The sequence below is a fragment of the Pseudomonas plecoglossicida NBRC 103162 = DSM 15088 genome (genome assembly GCF_000730665.1).
In the GTDB taxonomy this organism is placed as follows: domain Bacteria; phylum Pseudomonadota; class Gammaproteobacteria; order Pseudomonadales; family Pseudomonadaceae; genus Aquipseudomonas; species Aquipseudomonas plecoglossicida.
In genome coordinates, this window is sequence record NZ_BBIV01000004.1 from 182,482 (window position 1) to 207,117 (window position 24,636).

Consider the following 24,636-nt stretch of genomic DNA (forward strand, 5'->3'; position numbering starts at 1 on the left):
GTTGCGCCCCGTCGGGGGCGCAATTGTTTGTGTTTCAAGGATCTGGAGTTGTTATGGCTGGTCATTCCAAGTGGGCGAACATCAAGCACCGCAAAGAGCGCCAGGATGCCAAGAGAGGCAAGATCTTCACCAAGTGGATCCGTGAGCTGACCGTCGCTGCCAAGCAGGGGGGTGCCGATCCGGCGTCCAACCCACGCCTGCGCCTGGCGCTGGACAAGGCCCTGGGCGCCAACATGAGCCGCGACATCATCGATCGCGCCGTGGCCCGTGGTGCCGGCACCAACGAAAGCGACAACGTCGAAGAGCTCAGCTACGAGGGTTATGGCCCGGGCGGCGTGGCGATCATGGTCGAGGCCATGACCGACAACCGCAACCGTACCGCGGCCGCCGTGCGCCATGCTTTCACCAAGTGTGGCGGCAACCTCGGCACCGATGGCTCGGTGGCCTACCTGTTCGAGCGCAAGGGGCAGATCAGCTTTGCGCCGGGCGTGGATGAAGATGCATTGATGGAAGCTGCTATGGAGGCCGATGCCGACGACGTCGTGGCCAATGAGGACGGTTCGTTCGAGGTGTTCACCTCATTCAACAGCTTCTATGCCGTGCGCAATGCCTTGGAAGAGGCAGGCTTCAAGGCCGCTGATGCGGAAATCGTCATGCAGCCGACCACCAGCGCGGAGCTGGATCAGGAGGGCGCCGAGAAGGTGCTCAAGCTGATCGACATGCTCGAGGATCTGGATGACGTGCAGAACGTGTATTCCAATGCGCAGATTTCCGACGAGATCATGGAAAAACTCGGCTAAGGTGTCGCCAGCAAAATCGTGATTGGGGCCGCTGCGCAGCCCATCGCCGGCAAGCCGGCTCCTACAAGTACCGTGGGAGCCGGCTTGCCGGCGATGGGCTGCGCAGCGGCCCCAATGGTCTTCAAGCATGAGCTTCAAACGACAGGCGCTATGACTCTGATTCTTGGTATCGACCCCGGCTCGCGCATCACCGGCTATGGTGTAGTGCGCCAGACCGCTCGCGGTTGCGAGTATGTGGCGTCGGGTTGTATCCGCACCGGCAGCGGCGAGTTGCACGAGCGTCTGCAGATCGTTTTTCGCGGTGTCAGCGAAATCATTCGTACCCACGAGCCGGTGACCATGGGTATCGAGCGCGTGTTCATGGCGCGCAACGCCGATTCGGCGCTCAAGCTCGGCCAGGCGCGTGGCGCGGCGATCGTCGCTGCCGCTGAAGCCGGCCTGGAAATCGCCGAATACAGCGCCAGCCAGGTCAAGCAGGCCGTCGCCGGCAGCGGTGGCGCCAACAAGGAGCAAGTGATGCTGATGGTCATGCACCTGCTCAAGCTCACCCAGAAACCGCAGATCGACGCCTCCGACGCCCTGGCCATCGCCCTGTGCCATGCCCATACCCGCTCCAGCCTGGTGCCGCACGGGCTGGCCACGGCGCGCCGGCGCGGCGGGCGCTTGCGTCTGTAGGCGCTTCATGCGCTGATACATTTTTTGTCCGGGTGGCGCGTTCACCCGTTGCATTTGCTGATAGGGTTGACCGGTCTTTGACCGGCCCCGAGAGGAAGGATCGGAACGTGATTGGACGTTTGCGCGGCACCCTGGCGGAAAAACAGCCGCCGCACCTTGTAATCGATGTCAACGGTGTGGGCTATGAGCTGGAAGTGCCGATGACCACCCTGTATCGCCTGCCCAAGGTGGGCGAGGCCGTGACCGTGCATACCCATCTGGTGGTGCGTGAAGATGCCCACCTGCTGTACGGCTTCCATGAAAAGCGCGAGCGTGAGCTGTTCCGTGAGCTCATTCGGCTCAACGGCGTGGGGCCGAAGCTGGCCCTGGCGTTGATGTCCGGCCTTGAGGCGGACGAGCTGGTGCGCTGCGTGCAGGCCCAGGACACCTCGGCGCTGGTGCGCGTGCCGGGCGTGGGCAAGAAGACTGCCGAACGCCTGCTGGTCGAGCTCAAGGACCGCTTCAAGGCCTGGGAGACCTCCCCGGCCATGTTCACCCTGGTGTCTGACGGCCCGGTGCCGGTCAGCAGCACTTCCACGGCCGAGGCCGATGCGGTCAGCGCCCTGGTTTCCTTGGGGTACAAGCCTCAGGAGGCGAGCAAGGCCGTGTCCGCGATCAAGGACAAGGCAGGCCTGAGCAGCGAAGACCTGATCCGCCGCAGCCTTAAAGGGATGATTACCAAGTGATCGAAGCCGACCGCCTGATCGCCGCCAGTGGCCGCGACCGTGAAGAAGTCCAGGACCGTGCGATCCGCCCGCTGCGTCTGGACGAGTACATCGGCCAGCCGGTGGTGCGCGAGCAGATGGCGCTGTTCATCCAGGCCGCGCGCGGTCGCAACGAATCGCTCGACCATACCCTGATCTTCGGCCCGCCCGGGTTGGGCAAGACCACCCTGGCCAACATCATTGCCCAGGAAATGGGCGTGTCGGTCAAGAGTACCTCCGGCCCGATCCTGGAGCGTCCGGGCGACCTGGCGGCGATGCTGACCAACCTCGAACCCCATGATGTGCTGTTCATCGACGAGATCCACCGGCTCTCGCCCGTGGTCGAAGAGGTGCTGTACCCGGCCATGGAGGACTTCCAGCTCGACATCATGATCGGCGAGGGCCCTGCGGCGCGGTCGATCAAGCTGGACCTGCCGCCTTTCACCCTGGTGGGTGCCACCACCCGTGCCGGCATGCTCACCAACCCGTTGCGCGACCGCTTCGGTATCGTCCAGCGCCTGGAGTTCTACAGCGACAAGGACCTGGCGACCATCGTCAGCCGTTCCGCCGGCATCCTCGGCCTTGTCATCGAAGACCAGGGCGCCTACGAGATCGCCCGGCGCGCCCGCGGTACGCCGCGGATCGCCAACCGCCTGCTGCGTCGCGTGCGCGACTATGCCGAAGTGCGTGGCAAGGGCCAGATCACCAAGGCCGTGGCCGACATGGCGCTGAACCTGCTGGATGTCGACGAGCGCGGTTTCGACCATTCCGACCGGCGCCTGCTGCTGACCATGATCGAGAAGTTCGACGGTGGCCCGGTAGGCGTCGACAACCTGGCGGCGGCGATCAGCGAGGAGCGTCATACCATCGAGGATGTGCTCGAACCGTACCTGATCCAGCAAGGCTACATCATGCGCACGCCACGTGGCCGTGTGGTCACCCGGCATGCCTACCTGCACTTTGGCCTGAATGTTCCCGGGCGCCTGGGCGAGGGGGGCGTTTTTTCCGAACCAGGCGATGAATGACAGATCGAAACCTGCTTTTCGTGGTCCTACCGCTGGCATGCCGTGGCTGCGCTGGCAATTCGACATTAACTGAGCAAAAACAGTTGCCGCAGCGGATTGGCAAGCTGAGGAGTAAGCACTAGAGTATGCGCGCGCAAAATGGCCTGGAACCTTTCACACACCGTTGTCGCGTCTATTACGAGGATACCGATGCCGGTGGCGTGGTGTATTACGTCAACTACCTGAAATTCATGGAGCGCGCGCGTACCGAGCGGTTGCGGCACCTGGGTTTTTCCCAGCAGCAACTGGCCGGGGACAACCTGTTGTTCGTGGTCCACTCCAGCGAAGCGCGCTATCACGCGCCGGCGCGCCTGGATGATGAACTCCGGGTGACCGCGCAAGTGCTTGAACTCAATCGCGCCAGCCTGCGTTTCGTGCAGCAGGTCTGGCGGGAAAAGGATGAAACGCTGCTCTGTGAAGGGCAGTTCCTGGTGGCCGCCGTGCGCGCCGACACTTTCAAACCCCGAGCCCTACCCCCGGAGCTGCGCGACGCCTTTGCGGCGGACGGCTCGGGTAATCAATCGAACGCAGGAGAATAAGCGTGGAAGCTAACGTCGTCGACCATACCTCCATGTGGAGTCTGGTCAGCAATGCCAGCGTGGTGGTACAGCTGGTAATGCTGACCCTGGTGGCCGCCTCGGTCACCTCATGGATCATGATCTTCCAGCGCAGCACCATGCTGCGCGCCGGTCGTCGTGCGCTGGATGCCTTCGAGGAGCGCTTCTGGTCGGGTATCGACCTGTCCAAGCTGTACCGTCAGGCAGGCAGCAACCCGGACCCTGATTCGGGTGTGGAGCAGGTGTTCCGTGCCGGCTTCAAGGAATTCTCGCGTCTGCGCCAGCAGCCGGGCGTCGACCCGGATGCGGTCATGGAAGGCGTGGGTCGTGCCATGCGTGTGGCCATCTCGCGTGAAGAAGAAAAGCTCGAGCAGAGCCTGCCGTTCCTTGCCACGGTCGGTTCCACCAGCCCGTACATCGGCCTGTTCGGTACCGTCTGGGGCATCATGAACTCCTTCCGTGGCCTGGCCAGCGCCCAGCAGGCGACCCTGGCCACCGTTGCGCCAGGTATCGCCGAAGCGCTGATCGCCACCGCCATCGGCCTGTTCGCGGCTATTCCTGCGGTAATCGCCTACAACCGTTTCGCTGCCCGCAGCGAAGTGTTGATCGGTCGTTACTACACCTTTGCCGACGAGTTCCAGGCGATCCTGCACCGCAAAGTGCACACCAGCGAAGAGTAATCAGGTAGAAGCCCATGGCCCGAGTTCGCCACAAACGCAAGCCGGTCGCCGAGATGAACGTGGTGCCCTACATCGACGTGATGCTGGTGCTGCTGGTCATCTTCATGGTGACGGCCCCCATGCTCAACCAGGGCGTGAAGGTCGACCTGCCCAAGGTTTCCAGCGAAGCCTTGCCGCAGGACAACAACGTCCAGATCCTCACCATCTCGATCAAGGCCGACAAGACCTACTACTGGAACCTCGGCAGCGAAGTTGACACCGACAAACAGATGGACAAGGCCATGACCTTGCCCGACATGACCAGCGCGGTGACCAAGATCATCGCCGCCGGTCGCGACCAGGGCAAGCAGACCCAGGTCTTCATTCGTGGCGACAAGGCTGTCGACTACGGCGCGGTCATGGGTGCCATGGGCGGGTTGCAGAAGGCCGGTGTCGGTAACGTTGGCCTGATTACCGAGGCGCCCTGATGCAACAGCGAGAGCCATCCGCCTCGGAAAGCTACTTCTGGCCCAGTGTCTGGGCCATCGGCCTGCATGTGCTGGTGTTCGCGCTGCTGTTCGTCAGCTTTGCCATGACGCCAGAGCTGCCGCCTTCCAAGCCGATCGTTCAGGCTACCCTGTACCAGCTCAAGTCCAAGAGCCAGGCGACTACCCAGACCAATCAGAAGATTGCCGGGGAAGCAAAGAAAACCGCCTCGCGCCAGACCGAAGTCGAGCAGCTGGAGCAGAAGAAGGTCGAGCAAGAGGCCATCAAGGCTGCGGAACAAAAGAAAGCCGACGCCGCTCAAAAGGCCGAGGAAGCCCGCGAAGCTGCCGAGGCGAAGAAGGCCGAGGACGCCGCCAAGGCAACCGAAGCCAAGAAAGCCGCCGAAGCCAAGAAGGCCGAGGAAGCGAAGAAAGCCGCCGAGAAGCAGCAGGCCGACATCGCCAAGAAGAAGGCTGAAGAAGAGGCCAAGAAGCAGGCCGAGGAAGAAGCCAAGAAACAAGCTGCCGAGGAGGCCAAGAAGAAGGCTGCCGAGGAAGCGAAGAAAAAAGCAGCCGAAGACGCCAAGAAGAAACTGGCGGCTGAGGACGCGAAGAAGAAGGCAGCTGAAGAGGCCAAGAAAAAGGCCGCTGCAGACGCCCAGAAGAAAAAGGCACAGGAAGCGGCCCGCAAGGCGGCGGAAGACAAGAAAGCCCAGGCCCTGGCCGAGCTGTTGTCCGACACCACCGAACGGCAGCAGGCGCTGGCCGACGAGCAGGGTGACCAGGTGGCCGGCGACTTCGACGACCTGATCCGTCTGCGCGCGGCAGAGGGCTGGGCACGACCGCCTTCCGCGCGTAAGGGCATGACGGTGACCCTGCAGGTCAGCATGTTGCCGGACGGCACCATTACCGGTGTCAACGTGATCCGTTCCAGTGGTGACGGTCCGTTTGACAGTTCGGCGGTGGCTGCGGTCAAGAACATTGGTCGTCTGACCGAGATGCAGGGTATGAAACCGAGCGATTTCAATCGTTATCGTTCGTTCAAGATGACATTTACACCTGAGGATCTAGCGTTGTGATTAAACTCCTTCGAGGAATGCTGGTCATGCTCTGCTGCGTGGCCGGCATGGCCATGGCAGAGGAAAAGAACATCCTGGTCACCAGCGGCAGCGACCGGGCAACGCCCATCGCGGTAGTGCCGTTCGGCCTGCAGGGTGGCAGCGTGCTGCCGGAAGACATGGCCGACATCATCGGCAACGACCTGCGCAACTCCGGCTACTACTCGCCGATCCCGCGGCAGAACATGATCAGCCAGCCGACTCAGGCCAGCGAAGTCATCTTCCGCGACTGGAAAGCCCTGGGCGCCCAGTACGTGATGGTCGGCAGCATCGTGCCGTCGGGCGGTCGCCTGCAGGTGCAGTACGCGCTGTTCAACGTCGCCACCGAGCAGCAAGTGCTGACCGGTAGCGTCGCTGGCACCACCGACCAGCTGCGCGACATGTCGCACTACATTGCCGACCAGTCGTTCGAGAAGCTCACCGGCATCAAGGGTGCGTTCTCCACCCGCATGCTGTACGTGACCGCCGAGCGCTTCTCGACCAACAACACCCGCTACACCCTGCAGCGTTCGGACTACGACGGTGCCCGTGCAGTGACCCTGCTGCAGTCGCGCGAGCCGATCCTGTCGCCGCGCTTCGCCCCGGACGGCAAGCGTATCGCCTACGTCTCGTTCGAGCAGAAGCGCCCGCGCATCTTCGTCCAGCACATCGATACCGGTCGCCGCGAACAGGTCACCAACTTCGAGGGCCTGAACGGTGCGCCGGCCTGGTCGCCTGACGGTTCGCGCCTGGCGTTCGTGCTGTCGAAGGACGGCAACCCGGACATCTACGTGATGAATGTGGCGTCCCGCCAGATCAGCCGTGTCACCGCAGGCCCGGGCATCAACACCGAGCCGTTCTGGGGCAAGGATGGCAACACCCTGTACTTCACCTCCGACCGTGGCGGCAAGCCGCAGATCTACAAACAGTCGGTCAGCGGTGGCGGTGCGGAGCGCGTGACATTCGTGGGCAACTACAACGCCAACCCGAAACTGTCGGCGGACGAAAAGACCCTGGTCATGATCCATCGCCAGCAGGGCTTCACCAACTTCAAGGTGGCGGCACAAGACTTGCAGCGCGGAAGTGTAAAGATTCTCTCCGAGACCAGTCTTGACGAGTCTCCCACTGTCGCGCCTAACGGCACCATGCTAATCTACGCCACCCGCCAGCAGGGCCGGGGAGTCTTGATGCTCGTGTCGCTTAACGGCCGCGTGAGGCTCCCACTTCCTACCGCTCAAGGCGAAGTCAGAGAACCGTCCTGGTCCCCTTACCTGAACTGATTGCGGCGTAATACTTTTGCTTAACACACTGGGGTTTCATTAGGAGTTTCACGATGGAAATGCTGAAGTTTGGTAAATTTGCTGCGCTGGCTCTGGCCATGGCCGTAGCTGTAGGTTGCTCCTCGAAGGGCGGTGACAACGCTGGTGAAGGCGCTGTCGATCCGAACGCTGGTTACGGCGCCAACACCGGTGCTGTCGACGGCTCCCTGAGCGAAGAAGCTGCCCTGCGCGCAATCACCACCTTCTACTTCGAATACGACAGCTCGGACCTGAAGCCAGAAGCCATGCGCGCTCTGGACGTTCACGCCAAGGACCTGAAGTCCAACGGCAACCGCGTTGTTCTGGAAGGCAACACCGACGAGCGCGGCACCCGCGAGTACAACATGGCTCTGGGTGAGCGTCGTGCGAAAGCCGTTCAGCGCTACCTGGTTCTGCAGGGTGTTTCCCCTGCTCAGCTGGAACTGGTTTCCTACGGCGAAGAGCGTCCAGTTGCCACCGGCAACGACGAGCAGTCCTGGGCTCAGAACCGTCGCGTAGAACTGCGTAAGTAAGTTCCTATGCGTATGTGCCGCCGTGCTGTAACCGTACTCGCACTCAGCCTTCCGCTTTCGGCGTGGGCTGCTGTTCCTGTAGTAGATGACAACGCAGGTGCTTACCCACCTTCGGGTTATGGCACGAGCGGCGCCTATGCCGGGGCTGGGGCTTCGACCCCAGCTTCGGCACAGGGCCAGCTGTTCATGCAGCTGCAACAGATGCAGGATCAGATCTCCCGCCAGCAAGGCATCATCGAAGAGCTGCAGAACGATGTCGCCCGCATGAAGCAGGAAAACCTGGAGCGTTACCAGGATCTGGACCGTCGCATCAACAGTGGTGGCGCGCCAGCCGCGACCCCCGACAATTCCTCCACCGGTGCGGCCCCAGATGCCGCCGCCGGTGCAGCAGCCGGCGCCGCAGGCGCTGCTGCACAACAACCGGCCGCCAGCAGCGAGCCGGGTGATCCGGCGAAAGAAAAGCTCTACTACGATGCTGCTTTCGACCTGATCAAGCAGAAGGACTTCGACAAGGCCAGTCAGGCCTTCACAGCCTTCCTGCGCAAGTACCCCAACAGCCAGTACGCCGGCAATGCCCAGTACTGGCTGGGCGAGGTGAACCTGGCCAAGGGCGACCTGCCTGCAGCCAGCCAGGCCTTCGCCCAGGTCAGCCAGAAGTACCCCAAGCACAGCAAGGTGCCTGACTCCCTGTACAAGCTCGCTGACGTCGAGCGCCGCATGGGGCACACCGACAAGGTCAAGGGTATCCTGCAGCAGGTCATCACCCAGTACCCCGGCACTTCTGCCGCTCAGCTGGCGCAACGCGACCTGCAAAAGCTCTGAGCTTTGCCGTTTGAAAGAAACCCGCGCTTGCCGCGGGTTTTTTCGTTAGAATCACTGCCCTTTTTACTAAACACGCTGCCGCGGATAACGCCATGTCGAGTCCGCTGCAGTGCCTGACGGAGGCGGACAGCCTGTTCAGCTGTCACGCCCGTGGCGATCATGCAAGACACATTACGCATCACCGAAGTCTTTTACTCGTTGCAGGGTGAAACACGAACGGCTGGGCTGCCCACGGTTTTCGTGCGCCTGACCGGTTGCCCCCTGCGCTGTCAGTACTGCGACAGTGCCTACGCCTTCAGTGGCGGCACCGTACGCACCCTCGACTCGATCATGGAGCAGGTGGCTGGCTTCAAGCCGCGCTATGTCTGCGTCACCGGCGGCGAGCCCTTGGCCCAGCCGAACGCTTTGCCGCTGCTGCAGCGCCTGTGCGATGCCGGCTACGAAGTTTCCCTGGAAACCAGTGGCGCGCTGGATATCTCGGCGACCGACGTGCGCGTCAGTCGCGTGGTCGATCTCAAGACCCCGGGCTCCGAGGAATCCCACCGCAATCTCTACGCGAACATCGAGCACCTGACCCGTAACGACCAGGTCAAGTTCGTCATCTGTTCGCGTGAGGACTATGACTGGGCAGTGTCCAAGCTGATCCAGTACAACCTCGCCGAGCGTGCCGGCGAGGTGCTGTTCTCGCCGAGCCACCATCAGGTGAAAGCCAGCGACCTGGCCGACTGGATCATTGCCGACAACCTGCCTGTGCGTTTCCAGCTGCAACTGCACAAGTTGCTGTGGAACGACGAACCCGGACGTTGATTGAGAGTAAGAGCACATGACTGAGAAACGCGCGGTAATCCTGCTGTCTGGCGGCCTCGATTCGGCCACTGTGGTAGCCATGGCCAAGGCCGAAGGCTACACCTGCTACACCATGAGCTTCGACTATGGCCAGCGCCACCGCGCCGAGCTGAACGCAGCCCAGCGCGTTGCCCGCGACCTGGGTGTGGTCGAGCACAAGGTGATTGGCCTGAACCTCGATGGCATCGGCGGCTCGGCGCTGACCGACAGCAGCATCGACGTGCCGGAAGCACCGGGCGAGGGCATTCCAGTGACCTACGTGCCGGCCCGCAACACCGTGTTCCTGTCCTTGGCACTGGGCTGGGCAGAGGTGCTGCAAGCGCGTGACATCTTCATCGGCGTCAATGCCGTGGACTACTCCGGTTACCCGGATTGCCGCCCCGAGTTCGTCGAGGCCTTCGAGCGCATGGCCAACCTCGCCACCAAGGCCGGTGTCGAAGGGCAGGGCTTCCGCATCCAGGCACCGCTGCAGAACCTGAGCAAGGCGCAGATCGTGCAGGCCGGTATCGCCCAGGGTGTCGACTACAGCCTGACCGTTTCCTGCTACCAGGCCGATGATGAAGGCCGTGCGTGTGGCAAGTGCGACAGCTGCCGCCTGCGAGCTGACGGCTTCAAGGCTGCCGGGGTAGACGACCCGACGCGTTATTTTTGAAAAAAGTTTTCATGGCGTGTTGATTTCTCGTTAGAAATCAGTATTATACGCGCCATCCAACGGGTCGTTAGCTCAGTTGGTAGAGCAGTTGGCTTTTAACCAATTGGTCGTAGGTTCGAATCCTACACGACCCACCATATGCAGTAAGACAAAGCCCGCGACCGGAAATGGTTGCGGGCTTTTTTGTTCTGCGCATTTTTCAAGTGGTTCGCGTGGGTTGCCCTGTACAATGCCGATCTGATCAACTCTTCATTTTGGTCCGAGCGGCCGCCAAGGAGAACAGGGCATGAAAGTCTCTCAGTTGCGACTTACCAATTTCAGAGGCATAGGCGAACTGTCTGTTGACTTTACCGAGCGTACTACCGCCTTCGTCGGGGTGAATGGGGTTGGTAAGTCTACTGTGCTGGATGCTCTTGCTATTGGTCTGTCGCAATTGGCATGGAGAATCATAGGTAGCCCTCAGAAGGCGCGCCCAATTGCCATTGATGATATTCGCGTTGGGGCCGACTTCGCGCGTATTGAAGTGACTGCCATTTTGGATGATCGGCCCGTGACGTGGGCGATCGTTACAAATAGAAAGAAAGGCTCCTACAATGACCCGTTGCGAAAAAGTGATTTGGATGCTCTGAATGAGCATGTCCGCAGGATGCAGGGGCTCTGGAGCCAACAAGCGATTGACGATCGGCCGCTGTCGGTATTTTACGATGTGCACCGGGCAGTGCTTGACGTACCGATGCGTGTGCGCGAGAAGCTTGCACATGATGTTGGTGAAATCTACCAGGATGCATTGGACCATGGTGGTGCAGACTTCAAGCGATTCTTTATTTGGTTCAGAAATTTCGAAGACGCCGAAAACGAAGTCCGAACTGACGATCCAGGCTTCCGCTACCATGGCCTGGAGGCGGCTCGAAAAGCAATCCTGACGTTCACTGGTTTCGAGGGTGTGCGTGTGCGCCGCAAGCCCAATATGCGAATGACAGTAAAGAAAAATGGCACTGAGTTTAGTGTGCTTCAGCTTTCCGATGGTGAGCGCAACATGCTGGCCTTGGTGGGCGACATGGCGAGGCGGCTCAGTGTTCTTAACCCATCCCTGGAGAATCCAAATGAAGGCCATGGCATCGTTATCATCGATGAGATTGATCTTCATCTTCATCCTGGATGGCAGCGAGAAGTAATCAGGAAGCTTGAGCTCACATTCCCTAACTGCCAGTTCTTCATTTCTACACACTCACCGCAGGTTCTTGGCGAGCTACAGCCAGAGTCAGTCATGCTGCTCAAAGGAGGCGAGTTCGTCGGGCATGCCCGACGTGCTATTGGCTTGAGTAGCGGTGAGGTGCTCGAGGAATTGATGGGGGACACGGCTCGCAATCGTCAATTCCAGTCCGATATCAATCAGATTGAACGCGATATCGAGGATGAACGATTTAAAGAGGCGCGAGCGAAACTTAAGGATGTTTCGCTTCGTTTTGGAGCCCTGCCAGAGGTGCTTCGCTTGGAGGAGTCGCTGGAGTGGTTCGATCCGTCCGAGAAAGTTGAAGTCGTCAATCCAGGGAATGGAGACTGGGCATGAGGGCTATAGTTAAAGGAAAAGAGTGTGGCGAACTCAGGGCATGGAAGAACAAGAATCGTACCTCTCCCCAAAACCTTCATTACGACTATCTCGACAGCGCTACGCGTGCAGCCATGCTCATGCGATTAATCAAGGAATCTGGGGGGCTGTGTGCTTACACCATGAAGCCGATTCTCATGAAAGAGGGCAAGGCTCAGGCGCACATAGAGCACCTCTTGCCTAGAAAGGTCCATAAAGACAAATCAATCACTTGGGCAAATTTGGTAGCGTGCATTCCTCAGCCAGGTGCGGCGTGTGAGTTTGGTGCTGTACGCAAGGGAGCGTACGATCCTAATGAAGAGCCCTTTCTCCTTCCTACGAATCGTGGGGTTGCTACGCGATTTCGATTCCGAGAAAGCGGCGAGGTTGAGGGTTTGAGTCCAGAGGCGATTGAAATGATCAAGCCTGCAGTGTTGAACTTGAATCATGCTGAGCTCGTTAACGATCGAGAAGCGAAGATCAGAGCTGCACTACGGCATGTTCAGACCGCCAAAGACGCTCGTGATCGTGCTCGTGCCCTACGTATGCCTGACCGGCACGGCTCTATGGAGGCTTACTGCGAAGCAGTAGCCCAAGTGCTCGATCATTACGCGGGCAGGCTGGAAAGACGATCAAATCGCTTGGCTGGCGCCAAGCGCAATTGATTTCAAGAGGAGGCTAACGCCCCCTTACTCAGCCCACTCCGGATCCCCAGTAAATACCACGGTGATCCAACGATCCGGGCCTTCGCCACCGACTGCATCGCCAATCTCGTTACGCAGCACGTCCCACTCGTCGATGGTCTTGGCGCCCATATGCTTGGGTACGATGAAATACAGCTCGATCTCCCGCGAACGCCCAACCTTGGCCACATAGGCGCGATACGACTGCAGGCCATGCTTGCTGACGAACGCCTTGGCCACCTCGTCCACGTGTTCCTTCAGGTCGCTCGGGGTCACCAGGAAAATCTCCGACAGCGCCTGGCGCACCACCGACAGCGGCAGCGGAATGATCACCAGACACACCAGTGCCAGCACCGCCGGGTCGATGTACGGCGATACCCACTCCCACGCCGTGCCTTGCACTGCGTAGCCAAAGCAGAAGGCGATCAGCAGGGCTGCAGTGATGCTGGCCGACATGATCCAGCCCTTGACGTCCATGCGCACGAAATCGGATTTCAGCTTGCGGTTGGCGCGGGCCTCGACGTAGGCAATGCAGGCGCAGGCGATCACGGTCAGTACCGCGTAGATCATCGCGATGCCGAACTCAAGGTGTCGGCCGCCCTGGAGCACGCTGCTGACGGCGTTGATCAGCGCGTAGATGGCCACGCCGCTGAGCAGGATGCCGTTGAGTGCCAGGACCATCGGCTCCAGGTGCCAGAAGCCCATGGTGAAGCGTTCGCGCAGCTTGCGCGACAGCTGCAGGCTGGTGGCGTGCGAGGTGATCAGCTTGACCACCACCAAAGACAGGCCGCTCATGCTGGCGTCGACCAGCGAGTAGACGCCGTCGAAGACGATCGAGAACGAGCCGGACGCCAGGCCGAAGGCGATGCCGATGGTGGCGATGAACAAGGTGACAGCGATCGAGGTGCGTAGCAGGCCCTGTTCGCTGGTGATGTCGAAGAAGGGTGGTTTGTTGGGGGAATGCATGGGTAGAACTCATTCAAAAGGTTGTGGCCCTATCGCTGGCAAGCCAGCTCCTACAGGTAGAGCACTAATGTCGAACATTGTGCTTTACCTGTGGGAGCTGGCTTGCCAGCGATAGGGCCTGTACAGATTAGACGCGGAACTGCTCCATCAACGCCTGTTGCTCATTGGCCAGTCGGTTCAGCGCCAGGCTGATCCGCGCGGATTCATCAGCCTGGCCCGCCAGCGACTCTGTCACATCCCGGATACCGGCCACGTTGCGGTTCACTTCCTCGGCCACCGCGCTCTGCTCTTCAGCTGCCGAGGCAATTTGCAGGTTCATGTCACTGATCACCGTTACTGCTTCGCCAATCCGTTGCAACGCCGGCAGCGCCTGCTCCATGCGCGTGGCACTGGCCTGCGCCTGGCGCTGACCCTCATGCATGGCGCCGACCACATCCTGCGTGCCTTGCTGCAAGCCTTCGATCACCTGGCGAATCTCTTCGACCGACACCTGGGTGCGCTGGGCCAGGCTGCGTACCTCGTCGGCGACCACGGCAAAGCCACGCCCGGCTTCCCCCGCGCGCGCCGCTTCGATGGCGGCGTTGAGCGCCAGCAGGTTGGTCTGTTCGGCAATCGCGCGGATGACTTCCAGTACCGAGCCAATCTGCTCGCTGCGGTTCTCCAGGGCGCGCGCTTCGTCCATGGCGGTATTCATCCCGGCCGTCAGCTGGTCGATGGCCTCGCGGGTGCTGGCGATCAGCTGCAAGCCCTCGCGGCTGGCCTGGTCGGCGCCGCGCGCTGCCTGGGCCGCTTGCGCGGCATTGTGGGCGACATCCTGGGCAGTGGCGCTCATCTCGTTGGCGGCGGTGGCCACCTGTTCGATCTCGCGTTGCTGCTGCTGCATGCCGCTGCTGGTCTGGCTGGCGATGGCTGCGGACTGGTCAGCCGTGCCGCGTGCTTCGAGCAGGGAGCCTTTGACCTGGGCAATCACCGGTTGCAGCTTGTCGAGGAAGCGGTTGAACCAGCCGCTGAGCTGGCCCAGTTCATCCTGGCGTGCATAATCCAGGCGTCGTGTGAGGTCGCCTTCGCCGCTGGCGATGTCTTCGAGTCGCGCAGCCACGGCCAGGATCGGCCGGGTCACGCCTCGTGCGGTCAGCCAGACCAGCAGCAGGCCAAGCACGGCTGCTCCGAGGCCTATCAGCAGGCCGGTCAGGTTGGCACTCTGGTTGTGTGCGTCCAGGCGCTGGTTCAGGGCCACGGCGGGCGCCTGCAGCACAGTCTCAGGCAACTCCAGAAGCACCTGCCAGGGCGCTGCGCCGGGGATGGGTGAAAACGGCCGGGCGACACGCAGCAGGCCGCTGGCTACGCTCTGCTCCAGGGGGGTGCCCAGTTTCGTGCTGTCGCGGCTGTTGCCCGCCAGCAGGCCGTTCGCGCTGACGATGCTCACTTGGCCCTGGCCATCGAAGAGGTCCTGGCGACCCTCCAGGCTCAGTTGCTGGAGATTGTCCAGGCCGATGTCCAGGCCCATCACGCCGACCACCTTGCCGTCTTCGAGCAAGGGCAGGGCGATGCTGGTCATCAGGACTTTGCGGCCATTGACCTCATCGAGGTAAGGCTCGATCACGCAGGCGCTCGCGGTCTCTTGAGGGCAAGTCAGCCAGCGATTGCCAGGAACCCCGTTGCTGCCCAGGGTGCTATCGGCCAGCATCGATTCGGGCATGGCCTCCCGTTCCAGCGTTCCCTTGCCGGCTTGTGACCAGTAGAGCGAGAAGCGCCCGTTTTCATTGCTGCCGAGCGCGTCTTGACCGATGAACTGGCTGTCCTGATGGTCCAGGGCGTTGGGTTGGTACACCAGGTACAGGCCGATCACGTCCGGGTTGCCTGCAAGGCTGTCATGCGCCTGGCGGGTCAGTTCTGCGCGCAGGTCGCTGCCACCGCGGGCCTTCAGCACTTGTGCCAGGCGGGCAAAGCCGTTGGCGTACTGGTAGGCATCCATGAAGTAGCGCTGGATGCGCAGGGCCTGGGTTTCGGCGTGGGCCTGCAGGCGCAGGCGCGCGCTGTGATCGAGCATTTCGCTGTTGGCCTGGCTGACCAGGGCGGCACTGCTGCGGGCCTGGGTCAGCGAAGTGGCAACCAGCAAGGCAACGATGGCCAGCAGGCAGAGGCCGGCGAGCAGGGTGATCTTCCATTGAATGGACAGGCGGCGCAGCGGCATCTGGGCTTTCCTTTTCGAAGATGAACAACGCCCGCGTTCAGGCGCGGGCGTTGTCGGTGGCGAGTGTCATTCGGCGATGTAGTTCGGCGGTGCGACTCGGAAGGCCTTGGTCAGCCAGGCCAGGTGCACCAGACCCAGCAACGCCCAGAGGCCGCCAAACACCAGCGAGTGCTCGTTGAGGTCAAGCCAGAGCTTGGCAATGATGCAGAAGCCGATGGTCGGCAGCACCAGGTACTTCAGCTTGTTGGCCAGCCCCTGACGGTTGCCTTCGCGCAGGTAGCAGTGGCAGATCACCGACAGGTTGACGAAGCTGAAGGCCACCAGCGCGCCGAAGTTGATGATCGAAGTGGCGGTCACCAGGTCGAAGTAGATGGCCGACAGGGCAATCACGCCGACCACGGCAATGTTCACCACCGGGGTCTTGTAACGCGAATGCAGGCGAGCGAACACGCTGCTGGGGATCACGTTGTCACGGCCCATCACGTACAGCAGGCGCGACACGCTGGTTTGCGAGGCCAGGCCCGAGGCGATGGTGTTGATCACGGTGCAGGCGATGAAGATCGACTGGAACAGCTTGCCACCGACGTACAGGGCGATTTCCGGCAAGGCCGCTTCCGGGTCGTGGAAGCGGGCGTTGTTGGGGAAGTACGCCTGCATGAAGTACGACACCGCGATGAACACCACGCCGCCGATCAGGGCGGTGAGGAAGATTGCCCGCGGGATGATCTTGCCCGGGTCCTTGGTTTCTTCCGACAGGCAGGTGACCGCGTCGAAGCCCAGGAACGAGAAGCACAGGATGGTCGCACCGGCAGCCAGGGCGCTGAACTGCGTCTGCGAGTCGGTAAAGGGTGTCAGGCTCCAGGTGGTACCCAGCCCTTCGCCTTGGCCCAGGCCGCGTACGCAGAGGTAGATGAACACCGACATGATCGCCAGTTGCACAACCACGAACAGCAGGTTGAAGTGCGCCACCAGGTTGATGCTGCGCATGTTGATCAGGCTGATCAGGGTGACGAAGCCAGCCACCCACATCCACTCCGGCACCTCAGGGAACATGGCCGAGAGGTAGAGCTTGGCCAGCAGCGCGTTGACCATGGGCAGCAACAGGTAGTCGAGCAGCGACGACCAGCCGACCAGGAAGCCCACGTGTGGGTTGATGGCGCGTTGGGTGTAGGTGTAGGCCGAACCCGACTGTGGGAAGCGACGCACCAGGGTGCCGTAACTCACGGCGGTGAACAGGACGCCGGCCAAGGCCAGCAGGTAGGCGCTGGGAACGTGACCGGAAGTGATGCCGGAAACGATGCCGAAAGTGTCGAACACGGTCATTGGCGTGAGGTACGCCAAGCCGATGATGACCACGTGCCAGAGGCGCAGGGATTTACGGAATTGGCCGTTGCCGGTGGCGTTGTGGTCAGTCTGCATGCTGGTGTGGCTCCATGTTGTTCACCTTTTTTGTTTGGAGCAGAGGTAGGCGCGGGCTAGGCGCCGATGTCAGGCTGGCAGTGCCTTGACGAGGAGAGTGAAGCGTGCGGGCAGGGGCATCCGAGCATCATGACGGCGCGACTTTTTCTTCTTCGTGGTTCGGGCGCTGGGCGAGGTGGTGAAAATAAAAAACGATGGGTCGATGGGTGTCAAGTTAAACATGACAAGATGTTACGAAATTGAAATTTTTATCGATTAAAAGCCTGAAATGTTCGCTTTGTGCGCGGTTTTTTGCGGTTTTGAATCGACTTTGATGTTCGTAAAAACGAACGATCAGGAGTTTTCCCTCCTAGCGTAGGACATTTCCCCAAAGCGCGAATTTGCTTCAGCTGCAAGCACCGGATCGAAGATGCAGTGATATTCTTTTGCCCTCTGCACGACCATCGGGTCGCGTGCAAACCATATGGACATCGAACGGTTCTATTCATGAAGAAATCAGTAGGCATCCTTTCCGGCCTGGCTATCGCCATTGCCGTCGCAATCACCGCCGGGGCCTGGTACACCGGCACGCGGCTGCCCGCGGAGCTGGACCATTCTGTCAGCGTTGGCAATGCCGAGCTGAAGAAAGCCCTCCTCGGCACGGGCGGCAGCATGACCATCGAGTTGGCCGGGGTTGAGCAGCACTTCTTCACCAGCACGGCGCAGTACCGGCTCAAGGCCAAGGACATCAACCTCGGCCAGGGTGAGGCGCTCAACTTCGAAGTCGGTTTCACCGACCGTATCGAACATGGTCCGTTCCCCTGGTCGCGAGTCAAGGCACTGAAATTGATGCCGGTGATGGCCACCAGCAACAGTACGCTGCAGAAAGACGATTTCACGGCCCCCTGGTTCGCCGCCACTGGCGAACAGCCGCCGGTCACCGCGCAAGTCAGCCTGGGCTATGGCGGCGATGTCGACAGCAAGATCCAGCTCGCGCCGTTCAAGTTCAGCGAAGACAACGGCAGCAGCATCGACTTCTCGGGCCTGCAGCTCGAGGCCGCAGGTGACCAGGATGGCAAGGCATCGAAATTCCATGGGGCCGCCGAACGCCTGGACATCAAGGTGGTAGGCGATGACCATCCGCCAGCGACCCTCGCGCTGCAGGGATTGAAGATTGGCGGCAACCTGACGGCTACCGAGCACGACATGATCTATGTCGGCAATGTCGACCTGCTGCTGGCCGAGGCCAAGGCGACGCTGGGGCCCAAGCAGCAGGTGCTGTTGCTCAAGGGTCTCGAGCAGAATGCCTTGCAGACCCTCGATGGCCCGAACACCGTGGGTGGGCGTGTGGATTACAAGGTCTCGGACATCACCTGGGATAATCGCGCGGTCGGGAGTGGCCAGTTGGCGGTGAGCATCAAGTCCATCAATGCCCCGGCCTTGCAGGCGCTGTCGCAGTGGTACCAGGCACACTTGCCGGAGTTCGAGCAGGCGGCCGCGGCTGGCCAGCCTGTGCCGCAAATCCAGATGGACGAGGCGGAAAAAGCCAAGTTCCAGGGCGACCTGAAGCAGTTGCTCGAGTCCAAGCCGCAGCTGGCGGTGGAGAACCTCTCGTTCAAGACTGCCAATGGCGAAAGCCGTTTCAACCTGTCGATGGATTTCGCCAGCCCGACCTCCTTCGACCTGCCCGCTGACCAGATGAGCAAGCAGCTGATCACCCAGGTCAACAGCAAGCTCTCGCTGTCCAAGCCGATGATGGGCGACCTGGCCACCTTGCAAGCGCTGCTGGAAGGCCAGATCGACGCCCAGGCGATTGCCATGCAATCCAGCCAGGCGGGCGAGATGGTCGGCATGATGGCGCTGCAGAGCGGCATGGCCACGGTACAGGGCGATGACGTGGTGTCGAGCCTGCACTATGCCGATGGCATGGTCGACTTCAATGGCAAGAAGATGACTGTCGAGGAATTTGCCATGATCCTGGCAGGGCACTTTGCGGCGATGCAGCCGCAAGAGGGCTGAGCCTCCATTGGCCCCATCGCCGGCTTGCCGGCGATAGGGCCCTGGCGGCCAACACAAAAACCACTTTAGAAATCCCTTGATTGTCTGTAGCCTTCGGCGTCCGATAATAATCCGCGCCCGCAGAGGGCCGTGGCGGCGTGCAAGCCGTCCGGCACCCTTAGCCGATCTGCCAGGGCCGGGTGATACACTCGATTTGACGCGCACGCGCGCCTGCAGGTCCAGCGATCATGACCCAGATTTCCGAACGCCTGTTGGTTCAGGCCCACCTTGATGCCAAACAGCCCAACCCGCTGACTGCCGAGCAGGAGGCCGAATACCGTGCGGCCATCGCTGCCGAGCTGAAGGCGCAGAATGCCGTGCTGGTCGCCCACTACTACTGCGATCCGGTCATCCAGGCGCTGGCCGAAGAAACCGGTGGTTGCGTATCCGACTCGTTGGAAATGGCCCGTTTCGGCAAGAACCACCCTGCTGAAACCGTGATCGTCGCCGGTGTGCGCTTCATGGGCGAAACGGCCAAGATCCTCACCCCGGAAAAGCGCGTGCTGATGCCGACCCAGGAGGCCACCTGCTCGCTCGATCTGGGTTGCCCGGTCGAAGAGTTCTCGGCGTTCTGCGACCAGCACCCGGAACGTACCGTGGTGGTCTACGCCAATACCTCGGCGGCGGTGAAAGCGCGGGCCGACTGGGTGGTGACTTCAAGCTGTGCGCTCGAGATCGTCGAAAGCCTGATGGACAACGGCGAGACCATCATCTGGGGGCCGGACCAGCACCTGGGTCGCTACATCCAGAAGCAGACCGGTGCCGACATGCTTCTGTGGGACGGTGCCTGCATCGTCCATGAAGAGTTCAAGTCACGCCAACTGGCCGACATGAAGGCGCTGTACCCGGATGCCGCGATCCTGGTGCACCCCGAGTCGCCGGAGGCGGTGATCGAACTGGCCGACGCGGTGGGTTCCACCAGTCAGTTGATCAAGGCTGCGCAGACGCTGCCGAACAAGACCTTCATCGTCGCCACCGACCGCGGCATCTTCTACAAGATGCAGCAGCTGTGCCCGGACAAGGAGTTCGTCGAGGCGCCGACTGCCGGCAACGGTGCGGCCTGCCGCAGCTGTGCGCACTGCCCGTGGATGGCGATGAATACCCTGGAGCGGGTGCTCGATTGTCTGCGTAAGGGTAGCAACGAGATCTTCGTCGATCCGGCGCTGGTGCCCAAGGCGATCAAGCCTTTGAACCGGATGCTGGATTTCACCCAGGCGGCGCGACTGAAGCTTTCGGGTAACGCTTGAGGCCCGATCGCCGGCAAGCCGGCTCCCACAGGGTACTGCATCGCCTTTGAGAGCCACGCAGATTCTGTAGGAGCTGGCTTGCCAGCGATTGGGCTGCAAAGCAGCCCCTCTTAGCGCCCCATCATTTCCTGAACCATGCGCCGCTGCTCCATGATCTCCCGCTGACGCTGGTCGATCTGCGAGGCCAGCGGGAAGTTGCTGCCCGCACGGCGCTTGGCGTAATCGAGCTGCTGGATCGCCTGGTCGAAATCCCCCACCAAGGTGAAGTACTCGGCCCGCGCCCGGTGCAGGCCGATGGTGTTGCCCGACAAGCCGCGTACCTCGGCCATGTCGTACCACACGTCCGGATCGTCCGGGCGGCTCTTGATCAGTTCGTCCAGTACCTTCTCCGCCTCGGCCGGCTTGTTCTGCTTGACCAGCAGGTCGGCGCGCACCTGCTTGAGCGGATAGTTGCCCGGATACAGGCCTTGCAACCGCGTGGCCCGCTGCTGCGCATCGGCCAGGCGATTGTTGGTGATATCCAGGTCGATCTGCGCCAGGTTGTAGGTGATGTTGTTAGGCGCCTTGGCCAGCAGCGGCTTGAGGTTCTCGCGTGCTTCATTGAGCTGGCCGCCCTTGATCTGCGCCAGGGCCAGGCCGTAACGGGCTGCATCGAGCTTCGGGTCTTCGTCGAGCTGGGCGCGGAAGCGCTTGGCGGCAAGGCCAGGCGTGCCTTCGTAGGTCAGTGCAACGCGCGCACGGATCAACTGGTAGCGCAGGCTGTCTTCGACGCCGCCCTTGGGCGCCTGGTCGGCGCGGTTGCGGGTGTCGGCAATACGCGATTCGGTCACCGGGTGAGTCAGCAGGAATTCAGGTGGCTTGGCGTCATAGCGGTACTGGCGCGCCAGGCGTTCGAACATGGTCGGCATGTTGCGCGGGTCGTAACCGGCCTTTTCCAGGTTCTGGATACCGATGCGGTCGGCTTCCTGTTCGTTCTGCCGCGAGAAGCGTCGCTGTTCCTGGATCGCCGCCGCCTGGGTGCCGGCGATCATGCCGATGCCCGCATCGCCAGCGCCCCCGGCCGCCAGCACGATGCCGGCCAGCAGCGCGGCCATCATCGGCAGCTGCATGCGTTGCTGGGCCTCGACACCACGGGCGAAGTGGCGTTGCGACAAGTGCGCCAGTTCGTGCGCCAGTACCGAGGCATATTCGCCTTCGGTCTGGGCATTGAGGAACAGGCCGCCGTTGACCCCGACGATGCCGCCCGGGGCGGCGAAGGCGTTGAGCTCGCGGCTGTCGATGAGGATGAACTCCAGACGCCGGTCCTGCAGCTGGCTGGTTTCGGCCAGGCGGTACACGGTGGTCTCGACGTAGTCCTTGAGCTGCGGGTCGTTCAGCTGGTTGACGTTGCCGCGCAACAGGCTCAGCCAGGCTCGGCCGAGCTGGTGTTCCTGTTGTGGCGAGACGATTGCGGAACTGGCGTCGCCCAGCGATGGCAGGTCGTCAGCATGGCCGGGGAGGGCCATCAGGCAGGCCAGCGTCAGCAGGGTAGGGCGCAGTAGTTTCATGCACGAAGCTCACGTCGGAGAAAGCCCCTACTGTAGCCGGCTCACACGTTGGCGACCAGTGGCGGTATCCTAGCCAGTCTGTCTGCCCCGCTTGTGGAGAATGCCCCGATGAGTGACACCCTGACCTGCGACGCCGAACTCGACGCCAGCGGGCTGAACTGCCCGCTGCCGCTGCTCAAGGCGAAGATGGAACTCAATCGCCTGGCCAGCGGTGCGGTGCTCAAGGTGATCGCCACCGATGCCGGCTCCCAGCGCGACTTCCGCACTTTTGCAACGCTCGCCGGTCATACGCTGCTGCATGAAACGGCCGAGGCCGGTACTTATACCTACTGGCTGCGCAAGGCCTGAGTCTCAATCAAGGATCGTCAATGTTCAAAGTGCTTCGCGACTGGCTGCATCGCTACTTCTCGGACGAGGAGGCGGTGGTGCTGGCGGTGCTGCTGTTCCTGGCCTTTACCGCGGTCCTGACCCTGGGCGGCATGCTCGCGCCGGTACTGGCAGGGATGGTGCTGGCGTTCCTGATGCAGGGCCTGGTCAATGCCCTGGAGCGCATCCGGGTGCCGACACGCTTGGCGGTAATCCTGGTGTTCGCCCTGTTCATGGGGGCGCTGGCGGTGTTCCTGCTGGTGCTGGTGCCGCTGCTGTGGCATCAGCTGATCACCCTGTTCAACGAGTTGCCGGGCATGCTTGGCAAGTGGCAGTCGCTGCTGTTGCTGTTACCGGAACGCTACCCGCACCTGGTGTCGGACGAGCAGGTGCTGCGTGCCATCGAGTCGGTGCGTGGCGAGATCGGCAAGTTCGGCCAGTGGGCGCTGACCTTCTCGTTGTCGAGCCTGCCGCTGCTGGTCAACGCGATGATCTACCTGGTGCTGGTGCCGATCCTGGTGTTCTTCTTCCTCAAGGACCGTGTGCTGATCGGCCGCTGGGTCAGCGGCTACCTGCCACGCCAGCGCAGCTTGCTCAACCGGGTCGGCAACGAGATGAACCGGCAGATCGCCAACTACATCCGCGGCAAGGGTATCGAGATCCTGATCTGCGGGATCGCCACCTACATTGCCTTCATCAGCCTGGGGCTCAACTACGCGGCCCTGTTGGCGCTGCTGGTGGGGTTGTCGGTGGTGGTGCCCTATGTCGGGGCGGTGGTGGTGACCGTGCCGGTGACGCTGATTGCGTTGTTCCAGTGGGGCTGGGGCGACCAGTTCATCTACCTGATGACGGTCTACGCGATCATCCAGGCGCTCGACGGCAACGTGCTGGTGCCGCTGCTGTTCTCCGAGGCGGTGAGCCTGCACCCGGTGGCGATCATTTGTGCGGTGCTGCTGTTTGGCGGGTTGTGGGGGTTCTGGGGGATTTTCTTCGCCATCCCGCTGGCGACGCTGATCAAGGCTGTACTGGATGCCTGGCCGCGGCAGGAGGTCAGCGTTTCACCGCTGCTCTGAATGCAGTCGGGGCCGCATCGCGGCCCCGCGCTATCTCAAGCCTTGTCCAGCGCCTGGGCCGCCGCCAACACGGCATCCACATGCCCGGGCACCTTCACCCCACGCCACTCCTGGCGCAGCACACCGTTCTTGTCGATCAGGAAGGTGCTGCGGTCCACGCCCATGTATTCCTTGCCATACAGCTTCTTCAGCTTGATCACGTCGAACAGCTGGCACAGGGCCTCGTCCTTGTCGCTGATCAGCTCGAACGGAAAGCCCTGCTTGGCCTTGAAGTTCTCGTGCGACTTGATGCCATCGCGCGATACGCCGAACACCACGGTGTTGGCTGCTTCGAAGGCCGCATGCTGGTCACGGAAGCCCTGCCCCTCGGTGGTGCAGCCCGGGGTGCTGTCCTTCGGATAGAAGTACAGCACCACTTGCCGGCCCTTGAGCTCGGCGAGGCTGACGGCCTGGCCGCTGGTGGCCTGGGCCTGGAAGTCGGCGACGGATTGGTCGAGTGCTACAGCCATGGCTGGTTTCCTTACATGGGGTTCTGTGGGCGCCACGGCTCGATCAGCGCATCCAGGTTCAGGGCATCGGCAAAGTCGAGGAACTGGTCGCGCAGCCAGCTGATCTGGGTGCCGGCCGGCAGGATCACGGTGAACTGGGCATTGAGCATGCTGCTGCCGGTTTGCGGCGCCAGGTAGGTGTCGCAGGTCATGGCCTCGAGCTCGACCCGGTGATCGAGGAAGAACTGGCACAGCTCGTTGATGATGTCCGGGCGGTAGGCCGCGCTGACGTAGGCCACGTAAGGCAGCGCCTGCGGGCGTACCTCCTGGTCGGCACTGCGCACCACGTCCAGGGTCAGGCCGTGCTTCTTGCCCAGGCCCGGCAGGGTGGATTCGAGGCGCGCCAGGGCGTCCCAGCTGCCGCCCACCTGCAAGACCAGGGCGCTGGTCTCGCCATGCCGGCTCAGGCGCGAGGTGACCACCGCGCAGCGGTTTTCGAAGGCAGCGCGGCTGAGGACGTTGGCCAGCTCCATGGGGTTGGGGCCCAAGGCACTGATGACGAGGAATTGTTCGCGGACGGTGGGGGTGGACATGCAGCATTCCTAAAGCGATGAGCGGTCGGCACAGGACGGGCAAAAGCCTCCTGTCGGCAGGGCCCGGGGCTCGCAAGCGAGGACGTGGACGCAGGCCGGGGAGCAGGGTCGACGGCCCGGCGGGCCGCGCTGCACCGATCAAAGGGTCAAGGGTAGCGAAATAAGGCGCCGAGGGGAATGCTCCGCCCGCCTGCTTCGCTTGTG

General features: G+C 61.8%; 25 protein-coding genes, 1 tRNA gene and 1 pseudogene. 20 read left to right on the top strand and 7 right to left on the bottom strand.

Annotation, left to right across the window (positions count from 1 at the left end):
- Positions 1 to 53 precede the first annotated feature (53 nt).
- The 16 genes from PPL01S_RS02685 to PPL01S_RS02760 all read left to right on the top strand — a co-directional run bounded on the left by PPL01S_RS02685 (position 54) and on the right by PPL01S_RS02760 (position 12,484).
- On the top strand, positions 54 to 800 hold the full coding sequence (locus PPL01S_RS02685) for a YebC/PmpR family DNA-binding transcriptional regulator (protein WP_016392251.1): 747 nt from the start codon (positions 54 to 56) through the stop codon (positions 798 to 800).
- Between the two features lie 150 nt (positions 801 to 950).
- Positions 951 to 1,475: a crossover junction endodeoxyribonuclease RuvC gene (ruvC, locus tag PPL01S_RS02690; protein WP_016392481.1), complete on the top strand. Its 525-nt coding sequence runs from the start codon at positions 951 to 953 to the stop codon at positions 1,473 to 1,475.
- Positions 1,476 to 1,582: 107 nt separating this feature from the next.
- The gene (gene ruvA / locus PPL01S_RS02695) at positions 1,583 to 2,200 is read left to right on the top strand and encodes a Holliday junction branch migration protein RuvA (RefSeq protein ID WP_016392482.1); all 618 of its coding nucleotides are present in this window, start codon (positions 1,583 to 1,585) and stop codon (positions 2,198 to 2,200) included.
- Positions 2,197 to 3,243 carry a Holliday junction branch migration DNA helicase RuvB gene (ruvB, locus tag PPL01S_RS02700; protein ID WP_016392483.1) on the top strand — a complete coding sequence of 349 codons (1,047 nt, stop codon included), beginning with the start codon at positions 2,197 to 2,199 and terminating at the stop codon, positions 3,241 to 3,243. The genes ruvA and ruvB overlap by 4 nt, the downstream gene beginning before the upstream one ends.
- A 125-nt stretch (positions 3,244 to 3,368) precedes the next feature.
- Positions 3,369 to 3,821: a tol-pal system-associated acyl-CoA thioesterase gene (ybgC, locus tag PPL01S_RS02705; protein WP_016392484.1), complete on the top strand. Its 453-nt coding sequence runs from the start codon at positions 3,369 to 3,371 to the stop codon at positions 3,819 to 3,821.
- 2 nt (positions 3,822 to 3,823) lie between these two features.
- Entirely contained in the window at positions 3,824 to 4,519 is a 696-nt protein-coding gene (gene tolQ / locus PPL01S_RS02710; protein WP_010952367.1) for a protein TolQ, read from the top strand.
- A gap of 14 nt (positions 4,520 to 4,533) precedes the next feature.
- Positions 4,534 to 4,986, top strand: a complete 453-nt coding sequence (gene tolR / locus PPL01S_RS02715; protein ID WP_008090221.1) for a protein TolR — start codon at positions 4,534 to 4,536, stop codon at positions 4,984 to 4,986.
- Entirely contained in the window at positions 4,986 to 6,062 is a 1,077-nt protein-coding gene (gene tolA / locus PPL01S_RS02720; protein WP_016392485.1) for a cell envelope integrity protein TolA, read from the top strand. The genes tolR and tolA overlap by 1 nt, the downstream gene beginning before the upstream one ends.
- 26 nt (positions 6,063 to 6,088) lie before the next feature.
- Positions 6,089 to 7,360, top strand: coding sequence for a Tol-Pal system beta propeller repeat protein TolB (gene tolB / locus PPL01S_RS02725; RefSeq protein WP_008090225.1), 1,272 nt, complete (start codon positions 6,089 to 6,091; stop codon positions 7,358 to 7,360).
- Positions 7,361 to 7,413: 53 nt separating this feature from the next.
- A complete protein-coding gene (gene pal, locus PPL01S_RS02730; protein WP_008090230.1) occupies positions 7,414 to 7,911 on the top strand; it encodes a peptidoglycan-associated lipoprotein Pal in 498 nt (165 codons plus the stop codon).
- Between the two features lie 6 nt (positions 7,912 to 7,917).
- On the top strand, positions 7,918 to 8,733 hold the full coding sequence (ybgF, locus tag PPL01S_RS02735; protein ID WP_028625249.1) for a tol-pal system protein YbgF: 816 nt from the start codon (positions 7,918 to 7,920) through the stop codon (positions 8,731 to 8,733).
- 159 nt (positions 8,734 to 8,892) lie between these two features.
- Positions 8,893 to 9,540, top strand: a complete 648-nt coding sequence (gene queE / locus PPL01S_RS02740) for a 7-carboxy-7-deazaguanine synthase QueE (protein WP_028625250.1) — start codon at positions 8,893 to 8,895, stop codon at positions 9,538 to 9,540.
- Positions 9,541 to 9,556: 16 nt separating this feature from the next.
- A complete protein-coding gene (gene queC, locus PPL01S_RS02745) occupies positions 9,557 to 10,231 on the top strand; it encodes a 7-cyano-7-deazaguanine synthase QueC (RefSeq protein WP_016392489.1) in 675 nt (224 codons plus the stop codon).
- Positions 10,232 to 10,292: 61 nt separating this feature from the next.
- Positions 10,293 to 10,368, top strand: a tRNA-Lys gene (locus PPL01S_RS02750).
- A 149-nt stretch (positions 10,369 to 10,517) separates the two neighbouring features.
- Positions 10,518 to 11,801 carry an AAA family ATPase gene (locus PPL01S_RS02755; RefSeq protein ID WP_028625251.1) on the top strand — a complete coding sequence of 428 codons (1,284 nt, stop codon included), beginning with the start codon at positions 10,518 to 10,520 and terminating at the stop codon, positions 11,799 to 11,801.
- Positions 11,798 to 12,484 (top strand): HNH endonuclease family protein, encoded by a 687-nt coding sequence (locus tag PPL01S_RS02760; protein WP_028625252.1) that lies wholly within the window; start codon positions 11,798 to 11,800, stop codon positions 12,482 to 12,484. Before PPL01S_RS02755 ends, PPL01S_RS02760 begins: the two co-directional genes overlap by 4 nt.
- 24 nt (positions 12,485 to 12,508) lie before the next feature.
- Here PPL01S_RS02760 and PPL01S_RS02765 read toward each other — a convergent pair whose 3' ends face one another.
- The 4 genes and pseudogenes from PPL01S_RS02765 to PPL01S_RS02775 form a co-directional block, all read right to left on the bottom strand.
- Complete coding sequence (locus PPL01S_RS02765; RefSeq protein WP_016392491.1) at positions 12,509 to 13,468, bottom strand: cation diffusion facilitator family transporter; 960 nt, start codon at positions 13,466 to 13,468, stop codon at positions 12,509 to 12,511.
- 127 nt (positions 13,469 to 13,595) lie between these two features.
- The gene (locus tag PPL01S_RS25940) at positions 13,596 to 14,351 is read right to left on the bottom strand and encodes a methyl-accepting chemotaxis protein (protein WP_373271157.1); all 756 of its coding nucleotides are present in this window, start codon (positions 14,349 to 14,351) and stop codon (positions 13,596 to 13,598) included.
- A 102-nt stretch (positions 14,352 to 14,453) separates the two neighbouring features.
- Positions 14,454 to 15,662 (bottom strand): annotated as a pseudogene (locus PPL01S_RS25945) (cache domain-containing protein); the annotation flags it as partial.
- 66 nt (positions 15,663 to 15,728) lie between these two features.
- Positions 15,729 to 17,081 carry an APC family permease gene (locus PPL01S_RS02775; protein WP_016392493.1) on the bottom strand — a complete coding sequence of 451 codons (1,353 nt, stop codon included), beginning with the start codon at positions 17,079 to 17,081 and terminating at the stop codon, positions 15,729 to 15,731.
- Positions 17,082 to 17,567: 486 nt separating this feature from the next.
- Between PPL01S_RS02775 and PPL01S_RS02780 the strand changes: the two genes are divergently transcribed.
- Both PPL01S_RS02780 and nadA read left to right on the top strand, forming a co-directional pair.
- On the top strand, positions 17,568 to 19,079 hold the full coding sequence (locus PPL01S_RS02780) for a YdgA family protein (protein WP_028625253.1): 1,512 nt from the start codon (positions 17,568 to 17,570) through the stop codon (positions 19,077 to 19,079).
- A gap of 227 nt (positions 19,080 to 19,306) precedes the next feature.
- Positions 19,307 to 20,365 carry a quinolinate synthase NadA gene (nadA, locus tag PPL01S_RS02785; RefSeq protein WP_016392495.1) on the top strand — a complete coding sequence of 353 codons (1,059 nt, stop codon included), beginning with the start codon at positions 19,307 to 19,309 and terminating at the stop codon, positions 20,363 to 20,365.
- A gap of 110 nt (positions 20,366 to 20,475) precedes the next feature.
- Here the strand turns inward: nadA and PPL01S_RS02790 are convergent, their stop codons facing one another.
- Positions 20,476 to 21,912, bottom strand: a complete 1,437-nt coding sequence (locus PPL01S_RS02790) for a M48 family metalloprotease (protein ID WP_028625254.1) — start codon at positions 21,910 to 21,912, stop codon at positions 20,476 to 20,478.
- A 108-nt stretch (positions 21,913 to 22,020) separates the two neighbouring features.
- On the opposite strand from PPL01S_RS02790, the gene PPL01S_RS02795 reads away from it, so the two are divergent.
- Positions 22,021 to 22,260, top strand: a complete 240-nt coding sequence (locus PPL01S_RS02795; protein ID WP_016392497.1) for a sulfurtransferase TusA family protein — start codon at positions 22,021 to 22,023, stop codon at positions 22,258 to 22,260.
- 20 nt (positions 22,261 to 22,280) lie between these two features.
- On the top strand, positions 22,281 to 23,351 hold the full coding sequence (locus tag PPL01S_RS02800) for an AI-2E family transporter (RefSeq protein WP_016392498.1): 1,071 nt from the start codon (positions 22,281 to 22,283) through the stop codon (positions 23,349 to 23,351).
- A 35-nt stretch (positions 23,352 to 23,386) separates the two neighbouring features.
- On the opposite strand, the gene PPL01S_RS02805 is transcribed toward PPL01S_RS02800, so the two are convergent.
- A complete protein-coding gene (locus PPL01S_RS02805) occupies positions 23,387 to 23,860 on the bottom strand; it encodes a peroxiredoxin (protein WP_016392499.1) in 474 nt (157 codons plus the stop codon).
- Between the two features lie 11 nt (positions 23,861 to 23,871).
- On the bottom strand, positions 23,872 to 24,432 hold the full coding sequence (locus tag PPL01S_RS02810) for a glycine cleavage system transcriptional repressor (RefSeq protein ID WP_003254741.1): 561 nt from the start codon (positions 24,430 to 24,432) through the stop codon (positions 23,872 to 23,874).
- Positions 24,433 to 24,636: the final 204 nt, after the last annotated feature.

Excerpts from the sequence above, each read along its gene's own strand:
- PPL01S_RS02685 (WP_016392251.1), top strand. The coding sequence starts at position 54 with ATGGCTGGTCATTCCAAGTGGGCGAACATCAAGCACCGCAAAGAGCGC.
- ruvC (WP_016392481.1), top strand. The coding sequence starts at position 951 with ATGACTCTGATTCTTGGTATCGACCCCGGCTCGCGCATCACCGGCTAT.
- ybgC (WP_016392484.1), top strand. The coding sequence starts at position 3,369 with ATGCGCGCGCAAAATGGCCTGGAACCTTTCACACACCGTTGTCGCGTC.
- tolR (WP_008090221.1), top strand. The coding sequence starts at position 4,534 with ATGGCCCGAGTTCGCCACAAACGCAAGCCGGTCGCCGAGATGAACGTG.
- tolA (WP_016392485.1), top strand. The coding sequence starts at position 4,986 with ATGCAACAGCGAGAGCCATCCGCCTCGGAAAGCTACTTCTGGCCCAGT.
- tolB (WP_008090225.1), top strand. The coding sequence starts at position 6,089 with ATGCTCTGCTGCGTGGCCGGCATGGCCATGGCAGAGGAAAAGAACATC.
- pal (WP_008090230.1), top strand. The coding sequence starts at position 7,414 with ATGGAAATGCTGAAGTTTGGTAAATTTGCTGCGCTGGCTCTGGCCATG.
- ybgF (WP_028625249.1), top strand. The coding sequence starts at position 7,918 with ATGCGTATGTGCCGCCGTGCTGTAACCGTACTCGCACTCAGCCTTCCG.
- queE (WP_028625250.1), top strand. The coding sequence starts at position 8,893 with ATGCAAGACACATTACGCATCACCGAAGTCTTTTACTCGTTGCAGGGT.
- queC (WP_016392489.1), top strand. The coding sequence starts at position 9,557 with ATGACTGAGAAACGCGCGGTAATCCTGCTGTCTGGCGGCCTCGATTCG.
- PPL01S_RS02755 (WP_028625251.1), top strand. The coding sequence starts at position 10,518 with ATGAAAGTCTCTCAGTTGCGACTTACCAATTTCAGAGGCATAGGCGAA.
- PPL01S_RS02760 (WP_028625252.1), top strand. The coding sequence starts at position 11,798 with ATGAGGGCTATAGTTAAAGGAAAAGAGTGTGGCGAACTCAGGGCATGG.
- PPL01S_RS02765 (WP_016392491.1), bottom strand. The coding sequence starts at position 13,468 with ATGCATTCCCCCAACAAACCACCCTTCTTCGACATCACCAGCGAACAG.
- PPL01S_RS25940 (WP_373271157.1), bottom strand. The coding sequence starts at position 14,351 with ATGCAGCAGCAGCAACGCGAGATCGAACAGGTGGCCACCGCCGCCAAC.
- PPL01S_RS02775 (WP_016392493.1), bottom strand. The coding sequence starts at position 17,081 with ATGCAGACTGACCACAACGCCACCGGCAACGGCCAATTCCGTAAATCC.
- PPL01S_RS02780 (WP_028625253.1), top strand. The coding sequence starts at position 17,568 with ATGAAGAAATCAGTAGGCATCCTTTCCGGCCTGGCTATCGCCATTGCC.
- nadA (WP_016392495.1), top strand. The coding sequence starts at position 19,307 with ATGACCCAGATTTCCGAACGCCTGTTGGTTCAGGCCCACCTTGATGCC.
- PPL01S_RS02790 (WP_028625254.1), bottom strand. The coding sequence starts at position 21,912 with ATGAAACTACTGCGCCCTACCCTGCTGACGCTGGCCTGCCTGATGGCC.
- PPL01S_RS02795 (WP_016392497.1), top strand. The coding sequence starts at position 22,021 with ATGAGTGACACCCTGACCTGCGACGCCGAACTCGACGCCAGCGGGCTG.
- PPL01S_RS02800 (WP_016392498.1), top strand. The coding sequence starts at position 22,281 with ATGTTCAAAGTGCTTCGCGACTGGCTGCATCGCTACTTCTCGGACGAG.
- PPL01S_RS02805 (WP_016392499.1), bottom strand. The coding sequence starts at position 23,860 with ATGGCTGTAGCACTCGACCAATCCGTCGCCGACTTCCAGGCCCAGGCC.
- PPL01S_RS02810 (WP_003254741.1), bottom strand. The coding sequence starts at position 24,432 with ATGTCCACCCCCACCGTCCGCGAACAATTCCTCGTCATCAGTGCCTTG.